15 protein-coding genes are annotated in these 18,104 nt (G+C 64.7%); 5 read left to right on the top strand and 10 right to left on the bottom strand.

Annotated features, from left to right (window positions below; genetic code table 11):
* Positions 1–5 precede the first annotated feature (5 nt).
* From fghA to VFW93_RS06310, 3 genes are all read right to left on the bottom strand, one after another.
* A complete protein-coding gene (gene fghA / locus VFW93_RS06320; protein WP_329693141.1) occupies positions 6–872 on the bottom strand; it encodes an S-formylglutathione hydrolase in 867 nt (288 codons plus the stop codon).
* Positions 873–899: 27 nt separating this feature from the next.
* Entirely contained in the window at positions 900–2,018 is a 1,119-nt protein-coding gene (locus VFW93_RS06315) for an S-(hydroxymethyl)glutathione dehydrogenase/class III alcohol dehydrogenase (protein WP_329693140.1), read from the bottom strand.
* A 124-nt stretch (positions 2,019–2,142) separates the two neighbouring features.
* Positions 2,143–3,837, bottom strand: a complete 1,695-nt coding sequence (locus VFW93_RS06310) for a hypothetical protein (protein WP_329693139.1) — start codon at positions 3,835–3,837, stop codon at positions 2,143–2,145.
* 172 nt (positions 3,838–4,009) lie between these two features.
* On the opposite strand from VFW93_RS06310, the gene VFW93_RS06305 reads away from it, so the two are divergent.
* Together VFW93_RS06305 and VFW93_RS06300 are read left to right on the top strand one after the other, a co-directional pair.
* Complete coding sequence (locus VFW93_RS06305) at positions 4,010–5,200, top strand: amino acid aminotransferase (protein ID WP_329693138.1); 1,191 nt, start codon at positions 4,010–4,012, stop codon at positions 5,198–5,200.
* A 101-nt stretch (positions 5,201–5,301) separates the two neighbouring features.
* On the top strand, positions 5,302–6,537 hold the full coding sequence (locus VFW93_RS06300; RefSeq protein ID WP_329693137.1) for an acyltransferase: 1,236 nt from the start codon (positions 5,302–5,304) through the stop codon (positions 6,535–6,537).
* On the opposite strand, the gene VFW93_RS06295 is transcribed toward VFW93_RS06300, so the two are convergent.
* Positions 6,490–7,998 carry a methyl-accepting chemotaxis protein gene (locus VFW93_RS06295; protein ID WP_329693189.1) on the bottom strand — a complete coding sequence of 503 codons (1,509 nt, stop codon included), beginning with the start codon at positions 7,996–7,998 and terminating at the stop codon, positions 6,490–6,492. The genes VFW93_RS06300 and VFW93_RS06295 overlap by 48 nt on opposite strands.
* Positions 7,999–8,339: 341 nt before the next feature.
* On the opposite strand from VFW93_RS06295, the gene VFW93_RS06290 reads away from it, so the two are divergent.
* On the top strand, positions 8,340–10,073 hold the full coding sequence (locus VFW93_RS06290) for an AMP-binding protein (RefSeq protein ID WP_329693136.1): 1,734 nt from the start codon (positions 8,340–8,342) through the stop codon (positions 10,071–10,073).
* On the opposite strand, the gene VFW93_RS06285 is transcribed toward VFW93_RS06290, so the two are convergent.
* The 4 genes from VFW93_RS06285 to VFW93_RS06270 all read right to left on the bottom strand — a co-directional run bounded on the left by VFW93_RS06285 (position 10,057) and on the right by VFW93_RS06270 (position 14,299).
* Entirely contained in the window at positions 10,057–10,614 is a 558-nt protein-coding gene (locus VFW93_RS06285) for a YaeQ family protein (protein WP_329693135.1), read from the bottom strand. The two genes, VFW93_RS06290 and VFW93_RS06285, sit on opposite strands and share 17 nt — an antisense overlap.
* A 35-nt stretch (positions 10,615–10,649) precedes the next feature.
* Positions 10,650–11,525, bottom strand: coding sequence for a lysophospholipase (locus VFW93_RS06280; protein ID WP_329693134.1), 876 nt, complete (start codon positions 11,523–11,525; stop codon positions 10,650–10,652).
* A 54-nt stretch (positions 11,526–11,579) separates the two neighbouring features.
* Positions 11,580–12,389: a 2-oxo-tetronate isomerase gene (gene otnI, locus VFW93_RS06275; protein ID WP_329693133.1), complete on the bottom strand. Its 810-nt coding sequence runs from the start codon at positions 12,387–12,389 to the stop codon at positions 11,580–11,582.
* A gap of 155 nt (positions 12,390–12,544) precedes the next feature.
* Complete coding sequence (locus VFW93_RS06270; protein ID WP_329693132.1) at positions 12,545–14,299, bottom strand: methyl-accepting chemotaxis protein; 1,755 nt, start codon at positions 14,297–14,299, stop codon at positions 12,545–12,547.
* Positions 14,300–14,471: 172 nt separating this feature from the next.
* Between VFW93_RS06270 and VFW93_RS06265 the strand changes: the two genes are divergently transcribed.
* Positions 14,472–16,019, top strand: a complete 1,548-nt coding sequence (locus VFW93_RS06265) for an MFS transporter (protein WP_329693131.1) — start codon at positions 14,472–14,474, stop codon at positions 16,017–16,019.
* Positions 16,020–16,091: 72 nt separating this feature from the next.
* On the top strand, positions 16,092–17,009 hold the full coding sequence (locus tag VFW93_RS06260; RefSeq protein ID WP_329693130.1) for a M48 family metallopeptidase: 918 nt from the start codon (positions 16,092–16,094) through the stop codon (positions 17,007–17,009).
* Here VFW93_RS06260 and VFW93_RS06255 read toward each other — a convergent pair.
* Positions 17,000–17,629, bottom strand: a complete 630-nt coding sequence (locus VFW93_RS06255) for an MBL fold metallo-hydrolase (RefSeq protein ID WP_329693129.1) — start codon at positions 17,627–17,629, stop codon at positions 17,000–17,002. The genes VFW93_RS06260 and VFW93_RS06255 overlap by 10 nt on opposite strands.
* A gap of 118 nt (positions 17,630–17,747) precedes the next feature.
* Positions 17,748–18,104 (bottom strand): cupin domain-containing protein (locus VFW93_RS06250; protein ID WP_329693128.1); only part of this gene is annotated, 357 nt, incomplete at its 5' end.

The following is an 18,104-nucleotide window of genomic DNA, read 5'->3' as shown; positions in this document are numbered from 1 at the left end:
GCCGGTCAAGGCTGCGAGCAGCCCAGCGCTTGTGCATGGTGGGCCAGATGGTCTGCCACGAAGCTCTGGATGAAGTAGTAGCCGTGGTCATAGCCCTCGTGGCGACGCAACTGAAGAGGCTGCCCGATTGTCGAGCAAGCCTCTTCGAACTTTTCAGGGTGCAGTTGCGTGGGCAGGAACTTGTCGGCCAGGCCCTGGTCGATCAGGATGCCATCCGGATACGGCGGCATGGGGTACTCGGCCATCAGGGCGCTGGCGTCGTGTGCAGGCCATGCCGTGCGATCCGGCCCCAGGTAGCCGCTGAAGGCCTTTTCACCCCAGGGGCACTGGGTGGGCGCACAGATGGGCGCCAGCGCTGACAGGCTCTTGAACAAGCCCGGGTTGCGCAAGGCCAGTGTCAAGGCGCCATGCCCGCCCATCGAGTGCCCGAAGATGCCCATGCGATCGGTGTCCACAGGCAGGTGGTGGCTCAGCAGCGTGGGCAACTCCTGCGTGATGTAGGTTTCCATCTGCCAGGCGGCCGACCAGGGGCGCTCGGTGGCATCCAGGTAGAAGCTGGCGGCCTCGCCGAAATCCCAGGCCTCATTGGCTTCGTCCAGATCGGTGTCGCGCGGGCTGGTGTCCGGCGTGAGGATGGCCAGGCCCAGACGCGCCGCATGCTGCTGGGCACCGGCCTTGATCGCGAAGGTTTCTTCAGAGCAGGTCAGGCCAGCCAGATAGAACACCACCGGCACCTTCTGCCCTTGCAGGGCCTGAGGCGGCAGGTACAGGCCGAACTGCATGGGCAGGCCGATGGCGCCCGAGGCGTGGCGGTAAAAGCGCTGCACGCCGCCAAAGCAGGCGTGCTCCGTCAGCAATTGAAGTGTGCCCATCGGCTGGTTCCCTGGCATGTCAAAACCTCAGTAGATCACCACCGAGCGGATCGATTCCCCGCGTTTCATCAAATCAAAACCTTCATTGATTTGATCCAGGCGAAGCTTGTGCGTGATCAGGCTGTCGATGTTGAGCTTGCCGTCCATGTACCAGTCCACGATTTTGGGCACGTCGGTGCGGCCGCGCGCGCCGCCGAAGGCAGAGCCTTCCCACTTGCGGCCGGTCACCAGCTGGAAGGGGCGGGTGCTGATTTCGGCGCCGGCTTCAGCCACGCCGATGATGATGGAGCGGCCCCATCCCTTGTGCGTGCATTCCAGTGCCTGGCGCATGGTCCTGGTGCTGCCGATGCACTCGAAGCTGTAGTCGGCGCCGCCATCCGTCAGTTGCACGATGGCATCCACGATGTTGCCGCCCGCGGCTTCGATGTCCTTGGGGTTGAGGAAGTGGGTCATGCCGAACTGGCGCGCCATGGCTTCGCGGTTCGGGTTGATGTCCACGCCGATGATCTTGTCGGCACCCACCATCTTGGCGCCCTGGATCACGTTCAGGCCGATGCCGCCCAGACCGAACACGACCACATTGGCGCCGGCTTCCACCTGGGCCGTGAACAGCACGGCACCCACGCCGGTGGTCACGCCGCAGCCGATGTAGCAGACGGTCTCGAAGGGCGCGTCTTCCCGGATCTTGGCCAGCGCGATCTCGGGCACGACGATGTAGTTGCTGAAGGTGGATGTGCCCATGTAGTGCAGAATGGGCTGGCCGTTGAGCGAGAAGCGCGAGGTGCCGTCAGGCATCAGGCCCTTGCCCTGCGTGGCGCGGATTTTCTGGCACAGATTGGTCTTGCGGCTCAGGCAGAACTTGCACTCGCGGCATTCCGGTGTGTAGAGCGGGATGACGTGATCGTTCTTGCGCAGGCTCTTGACGCCCGGGCCCACGTCCACCACCACGCCAGCGCCTTCGTGGCCCAGGATGGCGGGAAACAGCCCTTCCGGGTCGGCGCCAGAGAGGGTGTAGTAATCGGTGTGGCAGATGCCGGTGGCCTTGATCTCGACCAGGACCTCGCCTTCGCGCGGGCCTTGCAGATCGAGTTCTTCAATGGTCAGGGGGGCGCCAGCTTTCCAGGCGACGGCTGCTTTGGTCTTCATCGGTGGGCTCCTAGGCGCGCAAGGGGTTGCAATCAAGCTGCCACTATTCCACAGCTTGAAAGCGGTAGCGCGAAGCCCATGAAAAAGGCCACCCGAAGGTGGCCTCGTGCCTGCCTGCGCCGCGTTACAGCAACAGGACCGGCGCCAGGAAGCCCTGCTGCTGCAGCTCGTCCTGAACATCGTTGCTGCCGCTTGGTACGGCCAGGCCAGATGTGAAGCCCTGGCCTTCAGCACCCGAGAGGGTGCCATCGCCATTGGTGTCGAAGCTCATGCTGTTGCTGGCGCTGCAACTGTTGGTGGGGGCATAGGCGATGCTCGATGTGCCGAGCGTCCAACCGGTGGCGCTGCTGCCCAGCGTCAGTGCCTGGTACTGGAAGGCGTTTTGCAGCGTCCGGGTGCTGCCGGGGCCGTTCCAGTTGCAGACCATGCCCATCATGGTGCCGTCCGTGATGCTGATGTCGTTCGTGTAGCCATGGAACAGGGCCAGGCTGCGAGCCTGAGTGCCGCTGTCCAGGCTGCTGTGGCCGGCGAACAGGCGAGCGCGGCTGGCGCCACCCAAAGGCTGGTCTTGCCAGGCCAGGATGAAATCGCTGGTCTGGGCCGAGGCCAGCACATCGTTGCCCATGCGGACGAAGCCCTGGCGCCAGCCCAGGGTGCTGCCTCGCACGCTGCCGGCCAGGTACACGGCGGGATCCAGCTCGCCGGACATGACGGTGGCCGCGAGGGCCTCGAACTGGTTGCTGCCGGTGGCGTTGCCGCAATACTGGCCCGCACGCAGGCGCAGGCTCAGCCACTGGTCCTGCCGGTTGTAGCCCACGGACACCAGGCGTGCCACCTTGTAGCGGGAGGTTCCACTGTCGATCTGATCGGCGCAACCGATGCTGGCATCCGTGCTCAGGTAGCCCAGTGCGATACGCAGGGTGCCGGCGTAGTGAAGATCGGTGTCGGCTGGCGTGTGCAGCATGCTGATCTCCAGCGATTGGGCACTGGTGCCACTGCCGCGTGTCAGTTGCAGGCGGTAGGTGTACTCGCTGCTGTCTGCATTGAGGGACACCGTTGCCGACTGCACCGTGGTGCCGGACAGCAGCGGCGTCAACAGCGTGCTGACGCGGCTGGTGACGTCGGTGGCGCCGCCTGCGGCAGGCAGCGCGACGCTGGTGTTGGCTGCGACCAGCTGACGCATGGCGGCCATGAGCAGGACAGCCTGGTGCGTCTGGGCGCTGAAGCCCTGGGTCTGGGCGCTCACCTCCGCGGCGGCGCAGGCCTGTGGCGTGCTGCTGTTGTCGGTGGCGCGCCAGATGGCCACTTCGCCAGATGGCAGCGTGCCGTTGGTCCCGCTGGCATTGTCGTGGTTGGTATAGGCCACGGTCTGGCCATAACACGAGGCATGGCTGCGCGCACTGGTGTCAAACAGGGCCGAGACGTTCACCAGCCCGCTGCCGGACAGGCTCAGGCGGCCCGTGGCGATGGCGTCGGCCTGGCTCGACAGCACCGCCTGTTGAGGCGTCATGGTGGTGCTGAGGCCCAGGTTGTCGATGCCCAGGCCGCCCGCGACCACGTTGCTGGCCGAAGCCAGGGCGGCGGGGGAGGCCAGCGACATGCCGATGGGGAAGGGCCATGTAGAGGTGGGTGCCGAGCCGGAATTGGCACTGCCCGCCGCTTCGCTGCTCCCACCACCGCCTCCGCCGCCACCGCAGGCGTGCAACAGGCCAGCCAGGGCCAGTGCGATCGTGGTGGCCGCCCATCGGGCAGCGCCCGCGTGAAGGGCGCGTGTGGGCAATTCGGAGGAGGTTTGAGGCAAGGAATTCGGTGTGTGCATGAGAGTGCTCCAGGCGCAAGCCAGCGGCCATGCACACAATGCCGCGAAGCACCCTGGCGCAATCGCGCATGAACAAGGGCGTTTGGGCGTCTTTTCGTCATTCAGGATTCCGGACGGTGGCCGCCCCTTGCGATAATGCGGATCCCCGACAAAGAGCCCCACGAGGACCCCCATGTTTCAGCACGTTGATGCCTACCCCGGCGACCCCATCCTCACGCTCAACGAGGATTTCCAGAAAGACCCGCGTCAGGGCAAGATCAACCTGAGCATCGGCATCTATTTCGACGAAGAGGGCCGCCTGCCCGTGATGGCCGCCGTGCGTGAAGCCGAAAGCGCCATGCTGGCCCACATCGGCCCCAAGCCCTACCTGCCCATGGCCGGCGCCCCCAACTACCGTGAGGCCGTGCAGCACCTGCTCTTCGGCGCCGAGCACGAAGCCGTCAGGAGCGGCCGCATCGCCACGCTGCAGACCCTGGGGGGCTCAGGTGGCCTCAAGGTGGGTGGCGATTTCCTCAAGCGCTACTTCCCTGATTCGCAGGTGTGGGTGAGCGACCCCACCTGGGACAACCACCGCGCGATGTTCGAGGGCGCGGGCTTCCAGGTCAACACCTACCCGTATTACGACCCCGCCACTGGCGGCCTCAAGTTCGATGCCATGCTGGACACGATCAAGTCGCTGCCCAGGCACAGCATCGTGCTGCTGCATGCCTGCTGCCACAACCCCACCGGGGTGGACCTCAGCGTGGCGCAATGGGGCGAGTTGATCCCCGTGATGCGCGAGCGCCAGTTGCTGCCCTACCTGGACATCGCCTACCAGGGCTTTGGCGACGGCATTGACGAAGACGCCCATGCCATCCGCGCCCTGGCCGATGCAGGCGTACCCTTCTTCGTGGCCAATTCGTTTTCCAAGAGCTTCTCGCTGTACGGCGAGCGCGTGGGTGGCCTGAGCGTGGTTTGTCCTGACAAGGATCAGGCCGGGCGCGTGTTCGGGCAACTGATGTCGGCGGTGCGCCGCAACTACTCCAGCCCGCCCACACATGGTGGCCAGATCGTGGCGCGTGTGTTGCAGACGCCGGCCCTGCACAAGCTGTGGGCCGACGAGCTGGGCGGCATGCGTGAGCGCATTCAGCTGATGCGCCGTCGTTTGCATGACGGTCTGGCGCAGCGTGTGCCGGGGCGCGACTTCAGCTATTTCATCACCCAGCGCGGCATGTTCAGCTACACCGGCCTGAGCCCCGAGCAGGCCGATGCACTGCGCGAGCAGCACGGCGTGTACCTGCTGCGCTCCGGCCGCATGTGCGTGGCCGGCCTCAACAGCCACAACGTGGACCGCGTGGCTGAAGCGCTGGCTGCCGTCATTTGAACCAGGTGCGGTGCTGAAGGCGTTTGCGTAACTCGCCGTTACACCGGCCGAGAGCCTTCAAGGCGAGAATGAGCCCATAACAATGAAATGTCAGGGCTCCCATGAAACGCTTCGCAGCGCTGGACGCATTGCGCGGTCTGGCTGCGGCTTCCGTGCTGTTCGCACACGTGCGCAACGTGTTCGTTCAGCACCATACGCCGCTGGATCTCACCCCCTTGTTCCTCTTCTGGGCTGGCGGTGAGGCCGTCATTCTATTTTTTGTGCTCAGCGGCATGGTGCTTGTGCAACGCGCACGCCACGGGGCACCACAGCCTTGGCCGGCCTTCCTGGCTGGGCGGTTCATGCGGGTCGGTGCACCTCACATTCTGGTGGCAGTTTGTTGTGTGATCGCGAGCAGCCTGACCGCCACGCTGGGCTTGGCTCAGAACCACCCGATGCACTGGCCACAGGAAATAAACGGGTGGGTGGTCCTTGGGCAACTGCTGATGGTGCCGGACTTCGACAACATGGTCTTCAACGACGTGGTCTGGACCTTGATCCACGAGATGCGTTTTGCATTGCTCTTCCCTTGCTTCTGCCTGGTTTTCGCTCGATGGGGCGTTCGATCTGCCTTGCTGGGTTTGTGGGTTTTGTCGCTGCTGGCTGCCGGCTTCGTGACCCTGTTCGGCGATCCCTCGGCGGGCTTCAAGACCAGTTATGTCCACACGGCACACTACCTGCTCATTTTCGGCCTGGGCGCTGCGCTGGTGACGCAGTTCGACACCTGGCGCTCGCGGGTCTTGAGTCTGTCTGCTTCGCAGCGCGTGTGGCTCGTGGTCATGGCGTTACTGGTGTACGCCTATGCACGCATGGTCTATCTGATTCCGCAGAAGTTGGGCTGGCGCGAGTTGGCCACGTTCAATGCCTTTGTGGCCGACTGGTTCGTGGCCTTGGCAGCCTGTGCACTCATGCTCGCGGCCACGAGTTTCGAGCGCATGCGCAACCTGCTGGAGCGCCGACCTTTCCAGTACCTGGGTGAAGTGTCCTTTAGTCTCTATCTGGTGCACATTCCCGTGATGAAGGTCGTGTTCAGCCTCATGCCGCAAGCTGCCACGCTGACGGCTGTTGTCGTGGCCTTGCCGCTTATAGCCGCGGTCACCCACCTGTTTCATCGCGGCGTCGAGCGGCCGGCTCAGCAATTGGGGCGCACGTGGGCTCGCCATGTCGAAGCCATGCTGGCCAGGCGTCGAACAGCCGAGCCTTCGCGTTGGCTGCTGGACGATGAAAACGACCTGGTGCTGGCCGCTGGCTCAGAAGGCGCCAGCCACCCTGAAGCGGCTCACCACCACGGCCAGTGAATCAGCCTGATCCTTCAGGCTGGCCGCTGCGGCCGCGGATTGCTCGACCAGCACGTAGTTCTGTTGCGTCATCTGATCGAGCTCCGACACGGCGGTGTGGATGGTGCCCACGCCTTGCGTCTGCTCGGTCGTGGCGTGCGCGATCTCGTGGATCAAGGAGGCCACTCTTTCAACCGAGGAGACGATGGACTGCATGGTCTGCCCGGCATCGTGGACCAGGCTCGCGCCAGATTCGACGTGCTCGGTGGAGGCCTGGATCAGCGTCTTGATCTCGCGTGCAGCCTGCGCACTGCGTTGAGCCAGCGTGCGGACTTCGCCTGCCACCACCGCAAAGCCGCGGCCTTGCTCACCTGCGCGTGCGGCTTCCACGGCCGCATTCAGCGCCAGGATGTTGGTCTGGAAGGCGATGCCATCGATCACGCCGATGATGTCGGAGATCTTGCGGGCGCTGGCGTGGATGGCCTCCATCGTGAGCACGACCTGAGACACCACTTCGCCACCGCGTTGTGCCTGGCTGGAGGCCTCGGCTGCCATCTCCTGCGCCGAGGTGGATGACTGTGCGTTGTGAATCACCGTGCCGGACAACTGGTCCATCGATGAGGCCGTGTGCTGCAAGCGGGCCGCCGCGTTCTCGGTGCGCTGGCTGAGGTCCAGGTTGCCTGCTGCGATCTGTTGGCTGGCCATGGCCACGCTGTCGACGCTGTGGCGTACCTCGCCCACGGTGCCCGCCAGACCTTCGCACATGTGCTGCATGGCCTGGAGCAAGCGCGCGATTTCGTCACGGCCGTGCGTGAGGGCGTGCGGCGCCTGACCCGTGGCCAGATCCCCGTCGGCAATGGCTTCTGCGCGTTGTACCGCCACCTTGACGCCGGTGCTCAGATCACGTGCCGTGACTTCGATGAAAACGGCCAGCGCGAGCGCCGTGAGGCCCACCACGCTGAGCGCCTTGATGAGTTGCTGGTGGAAGGCCGCCTGCACATCGTCGATGTAAAGGCCGGAGCCCAGCACCCAGCCCCAGGGTTCGAAGCCTTTGACGTAGGAGATCTTGTCCTGCGGCTGCTCCTTGCCAGGCTTGGGCCATTGGTAGGCCACGAAGCCCTGCCCCTTTTCCTTGACCGTGTTCACGAAGTCCTTGAACAGGAAGACGCCGTTGGGGTCCTTCATCTCGGCCACATCCTGTCCATCCAGCTGAGGCTTGATGGGGTGATGCACCATGCGGTGGTTCAGGTCATTGACCCAGAAATACTCGTTGCCGCTGTAGCGCAGCTTGTCCAGCGCCGACAGCGCCATCTTCTGTGCCTGCGCTTCGTTGAGTTCGCCCGCCTGTTGCCGTGCGTAGGCCCATTGCACGGAGGCATGCGCCACCTCGACCACCTGCCTGACGGCATTCTGGCGCGCACCGAGTTGCTGTTGATAGCTGGACCACATCAGCGCGCAGGCCACGCCGATGACACCGACCACGGCGAGCAAGGCAAGCGCTCGCAGCCGTGACGCGACACTGAATTGTCTGAACCAATTGAACATGTTGAAACCCGTTGGAGATGTTGACGGCTGGTCACGCCCCTCGGGATCGCATTTCCGCCTGCGAAGCAATGCGACTCCGGGCGGCGCCTGGATGGCAAACGCTCATCCAGCAAACCGATGTTGCGCGATGGTTTGTGATGGTGGTGCGAAGAAATAACCGGGCAAACAGACGCTTAACGCGCTGCGCCATAGGGGGCATCCCGTGCACGCATTCAGTGCCTTCCGTAGAAGAATCGGACACGTGCCTGAGCCATCCGGCTCATCGCTGAGGAGCGCCTATGGAAAAGATCTGGCTGAAGCACTATCCGCCAGGTGTCCCGCATTCGGTTGACGCGGCGGCTTACAGCTCTCTGGTCGAGTTGCTGGATGAAGGCCTGACGCGACACGCCCCTTTGCCGGCCTATCGCTTCATGGGTCAGGCCTGGTTGTTTTCGGACATTGATGCGGCCTCGCGACACATGGCGGCATATCTGCATGGCCTGGGCCTCAAGCCGGGTGACCGCGTGGCCGTGATGCTGCCCAACGTGCCGCAGTACCCGGTGGTCGTGGCCGCCATCCTGCGTGCCGGCATGGTGGTGGTCAACGTGAACCCGCTGTACACGCCGCGCGAGCTGGAACACCAGTTGAAGGATTCGGGCAGCTCGGCCATCGTCATCCTGGAGAACTTCGCGCACACCTTGCAGCAGGTCATCAGCGCCACGCCCGTGCGGCATGTGGTGCTCACCGGCCTGGGTGACATGCTGGGCTCGGTCAAGGGGGCTTTGATCAACCTGGCCGTGCGCCATGTGCGCAAGCTGGTGCCCCCTTTCGATCTGCCTGGTGCCGTTCGCTTCAACAAGGCTTTGCGTATCGGGCGTGGGCTGGTGTTCAAGCCGGCTCGCCCCGGGCCCGATGATGTGGCCGTGCTGCAGTACACCGGCGGCACCACGGGCGTGAGCAAGGGCGCCACGCTGACGCATCGCAATGTGGTGGCCAGCATGCTGTTGTCCGAGGCCTGGAACAAGGCCGTGATCGACCCCATCACGCGTCAGGAACAGTTCACCATGGTGGCGGCCTTGCCGCTCTATCACATCTTCGGTTTTGCGGTGAACATGATGCTGGGCATGCGCCTGGGCGCCTGCAACATCCTCATCCCCAATCCACGTGATCTGCCGGCCATGTTCAAGGAGCTGTCACGCTACCGCTTTCACAGTTTCCCGGCGGTCAACACCTTGTTTGCCGCGATGGCGCGCCACCCTGATTTCCGCAGCGTGGACTGGAGCGCACTCAGACAGTCCGTGGGCGGTGGCATGGCCGTGCAGCAGGCCACGGCCAAGTTGTGGAAGGACAAGACCGGCCTGATCATCTGTGAAGGCTATGGCTTGTCCGAGACCACGGCTGGCGTCACCTGCAATCCCGGCCAGCAGCAGGGCTTCACGGGCAGCATCGGCCTGCCCCTGCCTTCCACCGAGGTGGTGATCCTGGATGAAAACGGGCGCGAGCTGCCGCCTGGTGTGCCCGGTGAGCTGGCGGTGCGCGGGCCGCAGGTCATGGCAGGCTACTGGCAGCGACCGGATGAAACGGCCAAGGTGATGACCCTCGACGGCTTCATGCGCACGGGTGACATCTGCGTGATGGACGAACGTGGCTACATCAAGCTCATCGACCGCAAGAAGGACATGATCCTGGTGTCGGGCTTCAATGTGTACCCCAACGAGATCGAAGACGCGGTGGCCTTGCTGCCCGGGGTCAAGGAGTGTGCCGCCATCGGCATCCCCGACGAACGTTCGGGCGAGGCGGTCAAGCTGTTTGTGGTGCGGGAGCGCGCGGACTTGACCGAGCAGGCCGTGCGCGACCATTGCGCGCAGGTGCTGACAGGCTACAAGCGCCCCAAGGTTGTGGAGTTCAGGCAGGAGCTGCCCAAAACGCCCATCGGCAAGGTGCTGCGCAGGGCCTTGCGCGATGCAGAGCCTGCCGTGGTGGCCGAGGCCAGCGCACGGCAAGCCGATCAGGCGCTCACTGAGGCCCCATGAGCTTGACGGGCGTGATCTCGATGGTCTGCTCGCCATCGTTGATCCACGCGGTGCCATCCTGCACGGTGAACTGCAGCTGCATGGTGCGCTTGGCCAGTGTGGCCAGGGCCTGGCTCTGCTCGGTGGGGATCTGCCACACGGTCAGGTTCTGAGGGCGTGTGAGCTTGTTGGCGATGTTGTCCCACCAGACGTTGGTGCTGCTCTGGAAGGCGTAGACGCTGACCTTGCGGGCGCGGCCACAGGCCTTCATGATGCGCTTGTCATCAGGCTGGCCCACTTCCACCCAGTGCAGGATCTCGTCAGAGAAGTTCTTGTGCCACAGCGCGGGCTCATCGGGCTCCCACATGTCCTTGGCCAGCTCCAGCGTGCCTTCCGAGGTGTCGGCCGGCCAGTTCAAGGCCAGCGCCAGCACGCGGATCATCATGCGCTCATCGGCCTCGGACGGGTGCCGGGCGATGGTCATGGATGGATCGGCATAGACGTTGCGGTCCATGTCGGCCAGCTGCAGCTGGGCTTTGAAGATGGTGGCTTTGAGCGCCATGATGTCGGTCTAACGGAAAACAGCAAAGACTGCGATCATCCTCCAAAAACGCGGCCCAACCAATCGCCCATCGTCTTCAGCACCTCGCCTTGCTCGACTTCGTTGAAGATTTCGTGCGACAAGCCGGGGAACGGGCGGTTGCTGACCAGCGAGGTGGGCGCCGTGGCGGCAAACGCGGCCGAGCCCTCAGGCTTGACGCAGCGATCCTGGCCACCCCACATGATGAGCGTGGGCACCGTCCACTGCGGCGCGCGGGCGCGCACGTTTTCACCGGCGGCGATGATGAACAGGGTCAGACGGCCGGTGATGCGGTCGTGCACCAGCGGGTCGGCCACATAGGCTTTGACGGTGGCGGGGTTGTTGCACACCCATTCCGGCTTGAGGCCATTGCCCACGGGCACGTCGGGCGTGAGCTTGCCGACCGTGGCCAGCAGGCCCTTCTGGATGGCGCTGATGGGCACGTCCAGCGCGGGGGAGGACAGCACCAGCGCATCCACCGGCCGCGACCAGGGGGCGGCCTCCTTCGGCGTGGCCAGGGCCGAGACAAAGCGGCCTGCAATCGCACCACCCAGGCTGTGGCCCACCACCAGCAGGCGCTGACCGGGGTAGGCCGCGCGGGCGGCGTCCACCACGCTGGCGAGGTCGTGCAGGAAGTCGTCGTTGTCGTTCAGGCCACCACGCTTGCCGGGCGAACGCCCATGGCCACGGTGGTCGTAGCCGATGGCGGCCCAGCCTTGCTGGTTCAGGTAGGCGGCCACGTGTGCGTAACGCAGACAGTGCTCGCCCAGGCCGTGCACGATCACGGCCACGCCGCGCGGTGCCTGGCCGGCCGCCACAGGCCAGTGCTGGGTGACCAGCTCCAGGCCATCGCGGGTGCGGACGGTCGCGGGGAAGTTCGGTGTGGTGCTCATGGTGCGTGTCCCTGTTGGTGATGTTGGGGGCGTTGTAAGGGGGGAAGGGCGCGATCAGGCCTGGCCTGGTGCCGGCAGCCAGCTCAGGCCGGCCGAGGTGCCGGCACGTGGCTTGTATTCGCAGCCGATCCAGCCCTGCCAGTTCAGGGCGTGCAGCTCCTTGAACACCCAGTTGTAGTTCAGCTCGCCTTGATCGGGTTCTCCGCGATCCGGCACGGCGGCAATCTGCAGATGGCCCACGCGGCCCGTGGGCAGGTACTCGCGCAGGCGCATCGTCACATCGCCTTCGACGATCTGGCAGTGATACAGGTCCATCTGCACCTGCAGATGTGGCGAGCCAATGGTCTGCACCAGTTCATGGGCCTGCGCCTGGTGCGTCAGCAGGTAGCCGGGCATGTCGCGGCCATTGATGGGTTCGATCATCAGCGTGCGCCCATGGGCCCGCGCCTGTTCGGCGGCCCATTGCAGGCGTTGGCCGTAGCGGGCCCAGGCAGCGTCACGGCCGGCTTCGATGCACAGCCCCGCCATCACATGAACACGTGGGCAATCCAGTTCGCCTGCCAGTTGCAGGGCTGCGTGGATGCTGGCCTGGAAATCCGCCTCGCGGCCACCCAGGCTGGCCAGGCCGCGTTCGCCTTGTGCCCAGTTGCCCGGGGCGGCGTTGAACAGCACGAGTTGCAGGCCGTTGGCACGCAGGCGGGCTGCCACCTCGGCCGCGGGGTGTTCATGGGGGAACAGGCATTCCACTCCCTGAAAACCATCACGTGCAGCCGCTTCGAACCGATCCAGGAAGGGCAGATCGGTATAGAGCCACGACAGGTTGGCGGCAAATTTCAGTGAGCTGGTTGGTGTGTCGGCGGGCATGGGCTAGGCGGTGGCAGCAAGACGCTTGCAGCGTATCTGCAAGAAGCCGCAAGCGTAGCCCAAAAGCGCGGGCCGCCATCCCCCTGAAAAACCGAACGCCGACGGGCGCGGGGCCGGTCGGCGTTCTGATTCGTTGCGATCAGGGGATCACATGATCAGAAGGTTTCCCAATCATCGTCGGCCTTAGGGGCCGTGGTGGCCGCTGCGGCCGGGGCCGGATTGGATTCCGGCTGCGGCAGGCTGGGGCGCTGCAGCGGCGCGGGTTTGGCCGCAGCCGACGGTGCCGGTTTGAAGGCAGGCTCGGCCTTGAGCATCGGGGTGACCGGTGTGTAGCTGGCGGCCGCACTGGTCTGCGCCTTGGCGATCACGGTGCTGGCATTGAAGGCGCTGCCGCCCGACTGGCGACCCAGCTTGAAGGCCGCCACGGCGTCGGCCAGCTTGTGCGCCTGGTCCTTGAGGCTCTCGGCTGCGGCTGCGGATTGCTCCACCAGGGCGGCGTTCTGTTGTGTCATCTGGTCAAGCTGGTTGACCGACTGGTTCACGTGGCTGATGCCCTGGCTTTGCTCGCCAGCGGCTGCCGTGATCTCGCCGATGATGTCCGACACGCGCTGCACGCTGTTGAGGATCTCGGTCATGGAGTTGCCGGCGTCCTGCACCAGCTTCGAACCGGATTCGACCTTCTCGCTCGACGAGTTGATCAGCGTCTTGATTTCCTTGGCGGCTTGCGCGCTGCGCTGGGCCAGCGTGCGCACCTCACCGGCCACCACGGCAAAGCCACGGCCTTGCTCACCGGCACGCGCGGCTTCCACGGCGGCGTTCAGCGCCAGGATATTGGTCTGGAAGGCGATGCCATCGATCACGGTGATGATGTCGGTGATCTTGCGGCTGGCGTCGTTGATCTCGGCCATGTTGGCCACCACCTGCGTCACGATGCTTTCGCCACGCTGGGCTGCGGCGGCGGCACCTGTGGCCATCTGGTTGGCCTGGCGTGCGGCATCGGCGCTCTGGCGCACGGTGTTGGTCAGGTCGTCCATCGAGCTGGCGGTCTGCTGCAGGTTCGAGGCCGTGTGCTCGGTGCGGTTGGACAGGTCCTGGTTGCCCGAGGCAATTTCGGATGAGGCCGTGCCGATCGAATCCGTGGCGTGGCGGATCACGCCGATGGTGTCGTGCAGTTTGTGCTTCATGGTGATCACGGACGCTTTCAAGGATCTGCTGTCCTTGGGGTTGTGCTGCAGGTCCATGTCCAGATCACCTTCGGCGATGCGGCCCACCAGATCGCGCAGATCGGCGGGCTCGCCACCCAGGTCATGCCACACCGAGGTCACGATGGCCTGCGAGGCAATGCCCAGCACGCTCAGTACGATCACACCGGTCAGCAAGGTGACCCACAAATTCGTGCTCACGCCTTGCGTGGCAGAAGCCTGCACATCGTCAATGGCGGCGCGGGCGGCCTTCTTGTTTTGTTCCAGCAGCTTTTGCAAGGCCACTTGGGAGCTTTGCATCTTGCCCAGTTGGTCACCAGGATCCTTCTTGCTGACCAGGGCCCGGGTGGCGCCAATCGCTGACGACTGGTAGGCCTCGAACGCGTCGCTCAACTCTCGGGCGATGGTGGTCTTCTCGGGCAGCTTCTGCATGCCGCCCAGCGCATCCTTCGCGCTGGCCACCATGGCGTCGGCTTCCTTCAGGCGCTCGGTGTCGCCTTCGGCGGCAGCGGTCTGCAGGGTGAGCCGCAATTGTTCGACGCTGCGGTCCACCGCCGTCACGTAGCTCATGTGCGGGTTGTCGACCTCGTGCAGGTGTTGCAACACGCTGGAGGTGCGCTCGCCCACAAAGAAGCTGACGGCCACGCCGATGACGAACACAGCCGCTGCGCTGATGGGCAGCATCCGGATTTTGGTGCGAAAGTTCATGTAAGCCTCCTGGGCCGGGCAGCGTCACGCGAGCGATGGCAGCAGACGCCACTTCGGCCCTATCGGCATCTTCCCGCTTTCGCTGAAGCCGGAAACCTTGAAAAGTCCGCTTTACCGGGGCCATTCCCCGCGGTTTTTCGGCTCAGGTGGCGGCTGTTCCTACAATCCCCGGATGCAATCGTCGCCACCGTCGCCTTCCAGCGCTGCTTCTTCCCCTCTGTCTCCCTTGTCCAGCCCGAAGGCCCTGATGGCCTGGGTGGCGCTGCTGTATTTCTCGGAGGGGCTGCCGCTGGGCCTGTTTTATGACCTGTTCCCGGTCAACCTGCGGCAAGCGGGGGTGGGCCCAGCCGAGATCGGCCTGCTGAGCCTGCTGGGCCTGGCCTGGACGGTGAAGTTCCTGTGGGCGCCGTTGATCGACGCCTGGCGTGGCCACCGCTGGTGGATTGCCGGCGCCAATGCGGGCATGGCGCTGGTGCTGGTGGCACTGGCCCTGCATCCGCAGGCGCTGGGGCAGGGCGCTACCTGGCCCTGGGCCTTGCTGGCGGCCTTCACGATGCTGTCGGCCACCAACGACATCGCCACCGATGGCTACACGATCGAGTTGTTGTCCAAAGGGCAGTACGGCGTGGCCAATGGCCTGCGTATCGGTTTCTACCGGGTGGGCATGCTGGCCGCCGGAGGCTTGCTGGTGGTGGCGGGTGCCATGGGCGAACCGGGGCAGCCCAACTGGACGGCCGCCTACGGCCTCGGCGCAGTGCTGATGCTGATCAACGGCTTGTCCATCCTGATGGCGCCCGCGCAACCGCCCCGTGCCGCGCGCGACGAGGGGGCTTCTGCCCGCGAGTGGGCTGCGGTGCGCGAACAGCCACTGTGGCTGCTGGCGCTGGGCCTGGTCATGGCCGGCCTGCTGTGGCCGGTGCTGGGCCCGATTGCCAAGGCGGCCGAGTGGTCGGCCATCCAGGCCGTGAGCGGCACCTGGTGGTTCAAGGGCGCTGTGCCGGTGGGGCTGATGTTCGCCGGTGCCGGCCTGATGGTGACCGCTGCGCGCGGCCCGCAGGCCCACGCCATGGCCGACGGCCCTATCTTCGGTGCCTGGGTGGAGCTGCTGGCCCGCCCGGGCATGCTGGCCGTGCTGCTCTTCATCCTCCTGTTCAAACTGGGCGATGCGGCCATGGGCTTCATGGTCAAACCCTTCTGGGTGGATGCCGGTTTCACACCCGCCCAGATCGGCCTGGTGAGTGTCAACGTGGGCCTGGGGCTGTCGATCGCCGGTGGGCTCGCGGGCGGCTGGTATGTGGACCGTGTCGGCATCTTCAAGGGCCTTTGGGTGCTGGGCCTGGCGCAGGCTGCGTCCAACCTGGGCTACGCCCTGGCGGCCTGGTACGTGCCACACACGGAGCCTGGCTTGCAAGTGAGCGCACACTATCAACTTACGGTGTATGGCGCCAGCGGGCTGGAAAGCTTCACCAGCGGCCTGGGCACGGGGGCTTTCATGGCCTTCCTGATGGGCATCACCAGCAAGGAGCGCGCAACCACCGAGTACGCCATCCTCTCGTCCATCTTCGCGTTTTCGCGCGCGGTGGCGGGCTGGGCCGGGGGCCTGGGTGTGGAGCAAATGGGCTATGCCACCTTCTTCTTTTTGACTTTCTGGTTGTCCTTCCCGGCTTATTTGCTGCTGCCCGCCGTGCGACGTATGCTGAACAAGGCCGATGTGCGTTAAGCAGGATCAGGCCTGATCAGGCAGGATGAAACAACAAGGTGTTGAAAACACGTTGAAATGAGGCTCGGTGTGATGGGTGGTTTGCAGTTGAATCGTTGGGCAGCGCGCGTGGCCAGTGCCGCTGTGCTGTCTCTGGCCGCATGGGCGCCGGTGGCCATGGCCCGTGATGGGGTGGAGGTGGGGCCGCGCTCCCGCTTTGCGTACATGGTCAGCGCAGACGATCTGGAAACGGCTGCGCAACGCAATTACATGCAGCTGGCCGAGAAGGCTCGCCAGCAAAACGCGCTGCTGCCGGACAACCACCCCCTGGCGATTCGACTCAAGACGATCGCCGCGCGCCTCATCCCCCATACCTACGAATGGAACCCGCGCGCCCAACAATGGCGCTGGCAGGTCATGGCCTTGAACGCCAAGGAGCTCAACGCCTTCTGCATGCCTGGCGGCAAGATTGCGTTCTTCTCGGGCATCGTCACCGAACTGCAGTTGACGGACGACGAAGTGGCCATGGTGATGGGCCACGAAATGGCCCACGCCTTGCGCGAACACGCCCGCGCACAGACGGGCAAGACGCGCGCGACCTCACTGGGTGCGGGCATCATCTCCAGCATCCTGGGCCTGGGCAACACGGGCGACGCCCTGCTCAATGTGGGCAGCCAGTTGCTAACCCTGAAGTTCAGCCGCGAAGACGAAACCGAGGCCGATCTGGTCGGCATGGACCTGGCCGCCCACGCGGGCTATGACCCCCGCGCCGGCATCAGCCTGTGGCGCAAGATGAGCGCGGCCAACAAGGGTGCGCCGCCGCAGTGGATGTCAACCCACCCCGCCAGCACCACCCGTATTGCCGACATGCAGGCCCAGCTGGGCAAGGTGCTGCCGGTTTACGAGCGCGCTGCCAAGCCTGTGCAGCGCTTTGACGCCCCTCGCAAGACCGGCGCGGCCTACCTGGATGACGCGCCTGCCTTGGCCTACTGGGGCGCGGCTCACAAATAAGGATTGCCGATACGCTCTTCGCCGAAGGTGCTCTCGGGGCCGTGGCCGGGCGTGAAGGTGACGTCATCACCCAGCGGCAGCAGCTTGGTCTTGATCGCCTTGATCAGATCGGCGTGGTTGCCGCCCGGGAAGTCAGTGCGGCCGATGCTGCCCGCAAACAGCACATCGCCCACAAAGGCATGGCGCGTGGTGGGCTCGAAAAACACCACGTGGCCGGGCGTGTGGCCAGGGCAGTGCAGCACATCAAGCTTGCAGTGGCCGATCTGAACCGTGTCACCGTCGTTGAGCCATTGCGTGGGTGTGAAGTCTTCGGCCAGCGGGAAACCGAACATCTGGCTTTGCTGAGGCAGGGCATCGATCCAGAACTTGTCACCCTGATGCGGCCCGATGATGGGCAGGCTCAGCGTGTTGGCCAGATGGCCTGTGGCACCGGCGTGGTCGATGTGCGCGTGCGTGAGCCACAAGGCCTTGAGCGTGAGGCCGCGTGCTTCCACGGCTTCGAGCAGCGTGCCGGCATCACCACCCGGATCGATCAGGGCGGCTTCCTTGGTGTCTGAACACCAGACCAGAGAGCAGTTCTGCTCGAACTGGGTAACGGGGAGGGTGAGGCGGTGGAACATGGTCTCGAAACACTTTGAGCTGACACGACTGCGGGAAGCGTAGCACCTCCCGAACCCGCATGGCGAGTGTGATGCGCATGCACCGCCACCAGGCGACCAAGCGACATGGCGTGTTGAATCAGTAGGGCGAGCCGTCCTTGTGCGTGAACTGCCATACACCGTTGACCAAGGTGGCCATCAGATCGTCATCGGGGTAGCTGCCTTGGTCGCCAGGCGTCCTGTCGCCTACTTCCAGATACACCACCTCTTCTGATGTCTCGTTGAGCAGTTGGTGGGCATTGCCACTGCCGGCCTTGAATCCGGCACACATGCCCGGTGCCAATGGCATGCGCCCTTCATCGGTATGGAGGGTGGGGTGCCCTTGAAGGATGTAGATGAACTCGTCTTGCCTGGAGTGCGAATGCCTGAGTGCCGATACCGAGTTGGGTGGCAGGCGAGTGAGGTTGACGCCGAAGTTGCTCAGGCCGAAAGCATC

The organism is Aquabacterium sp., from assembly GCF_036279675.1.
In the GTDB taxonomy this organism is placed as follows: Bacteria; Pseudomonadota; Gammaproteobacteria; order Burkholderiales; family Burkholderiaceae_C; genus Aquabacterium.
This window is presented reverse-complemented; position numbering and strand designations above follow the sequence as displayed.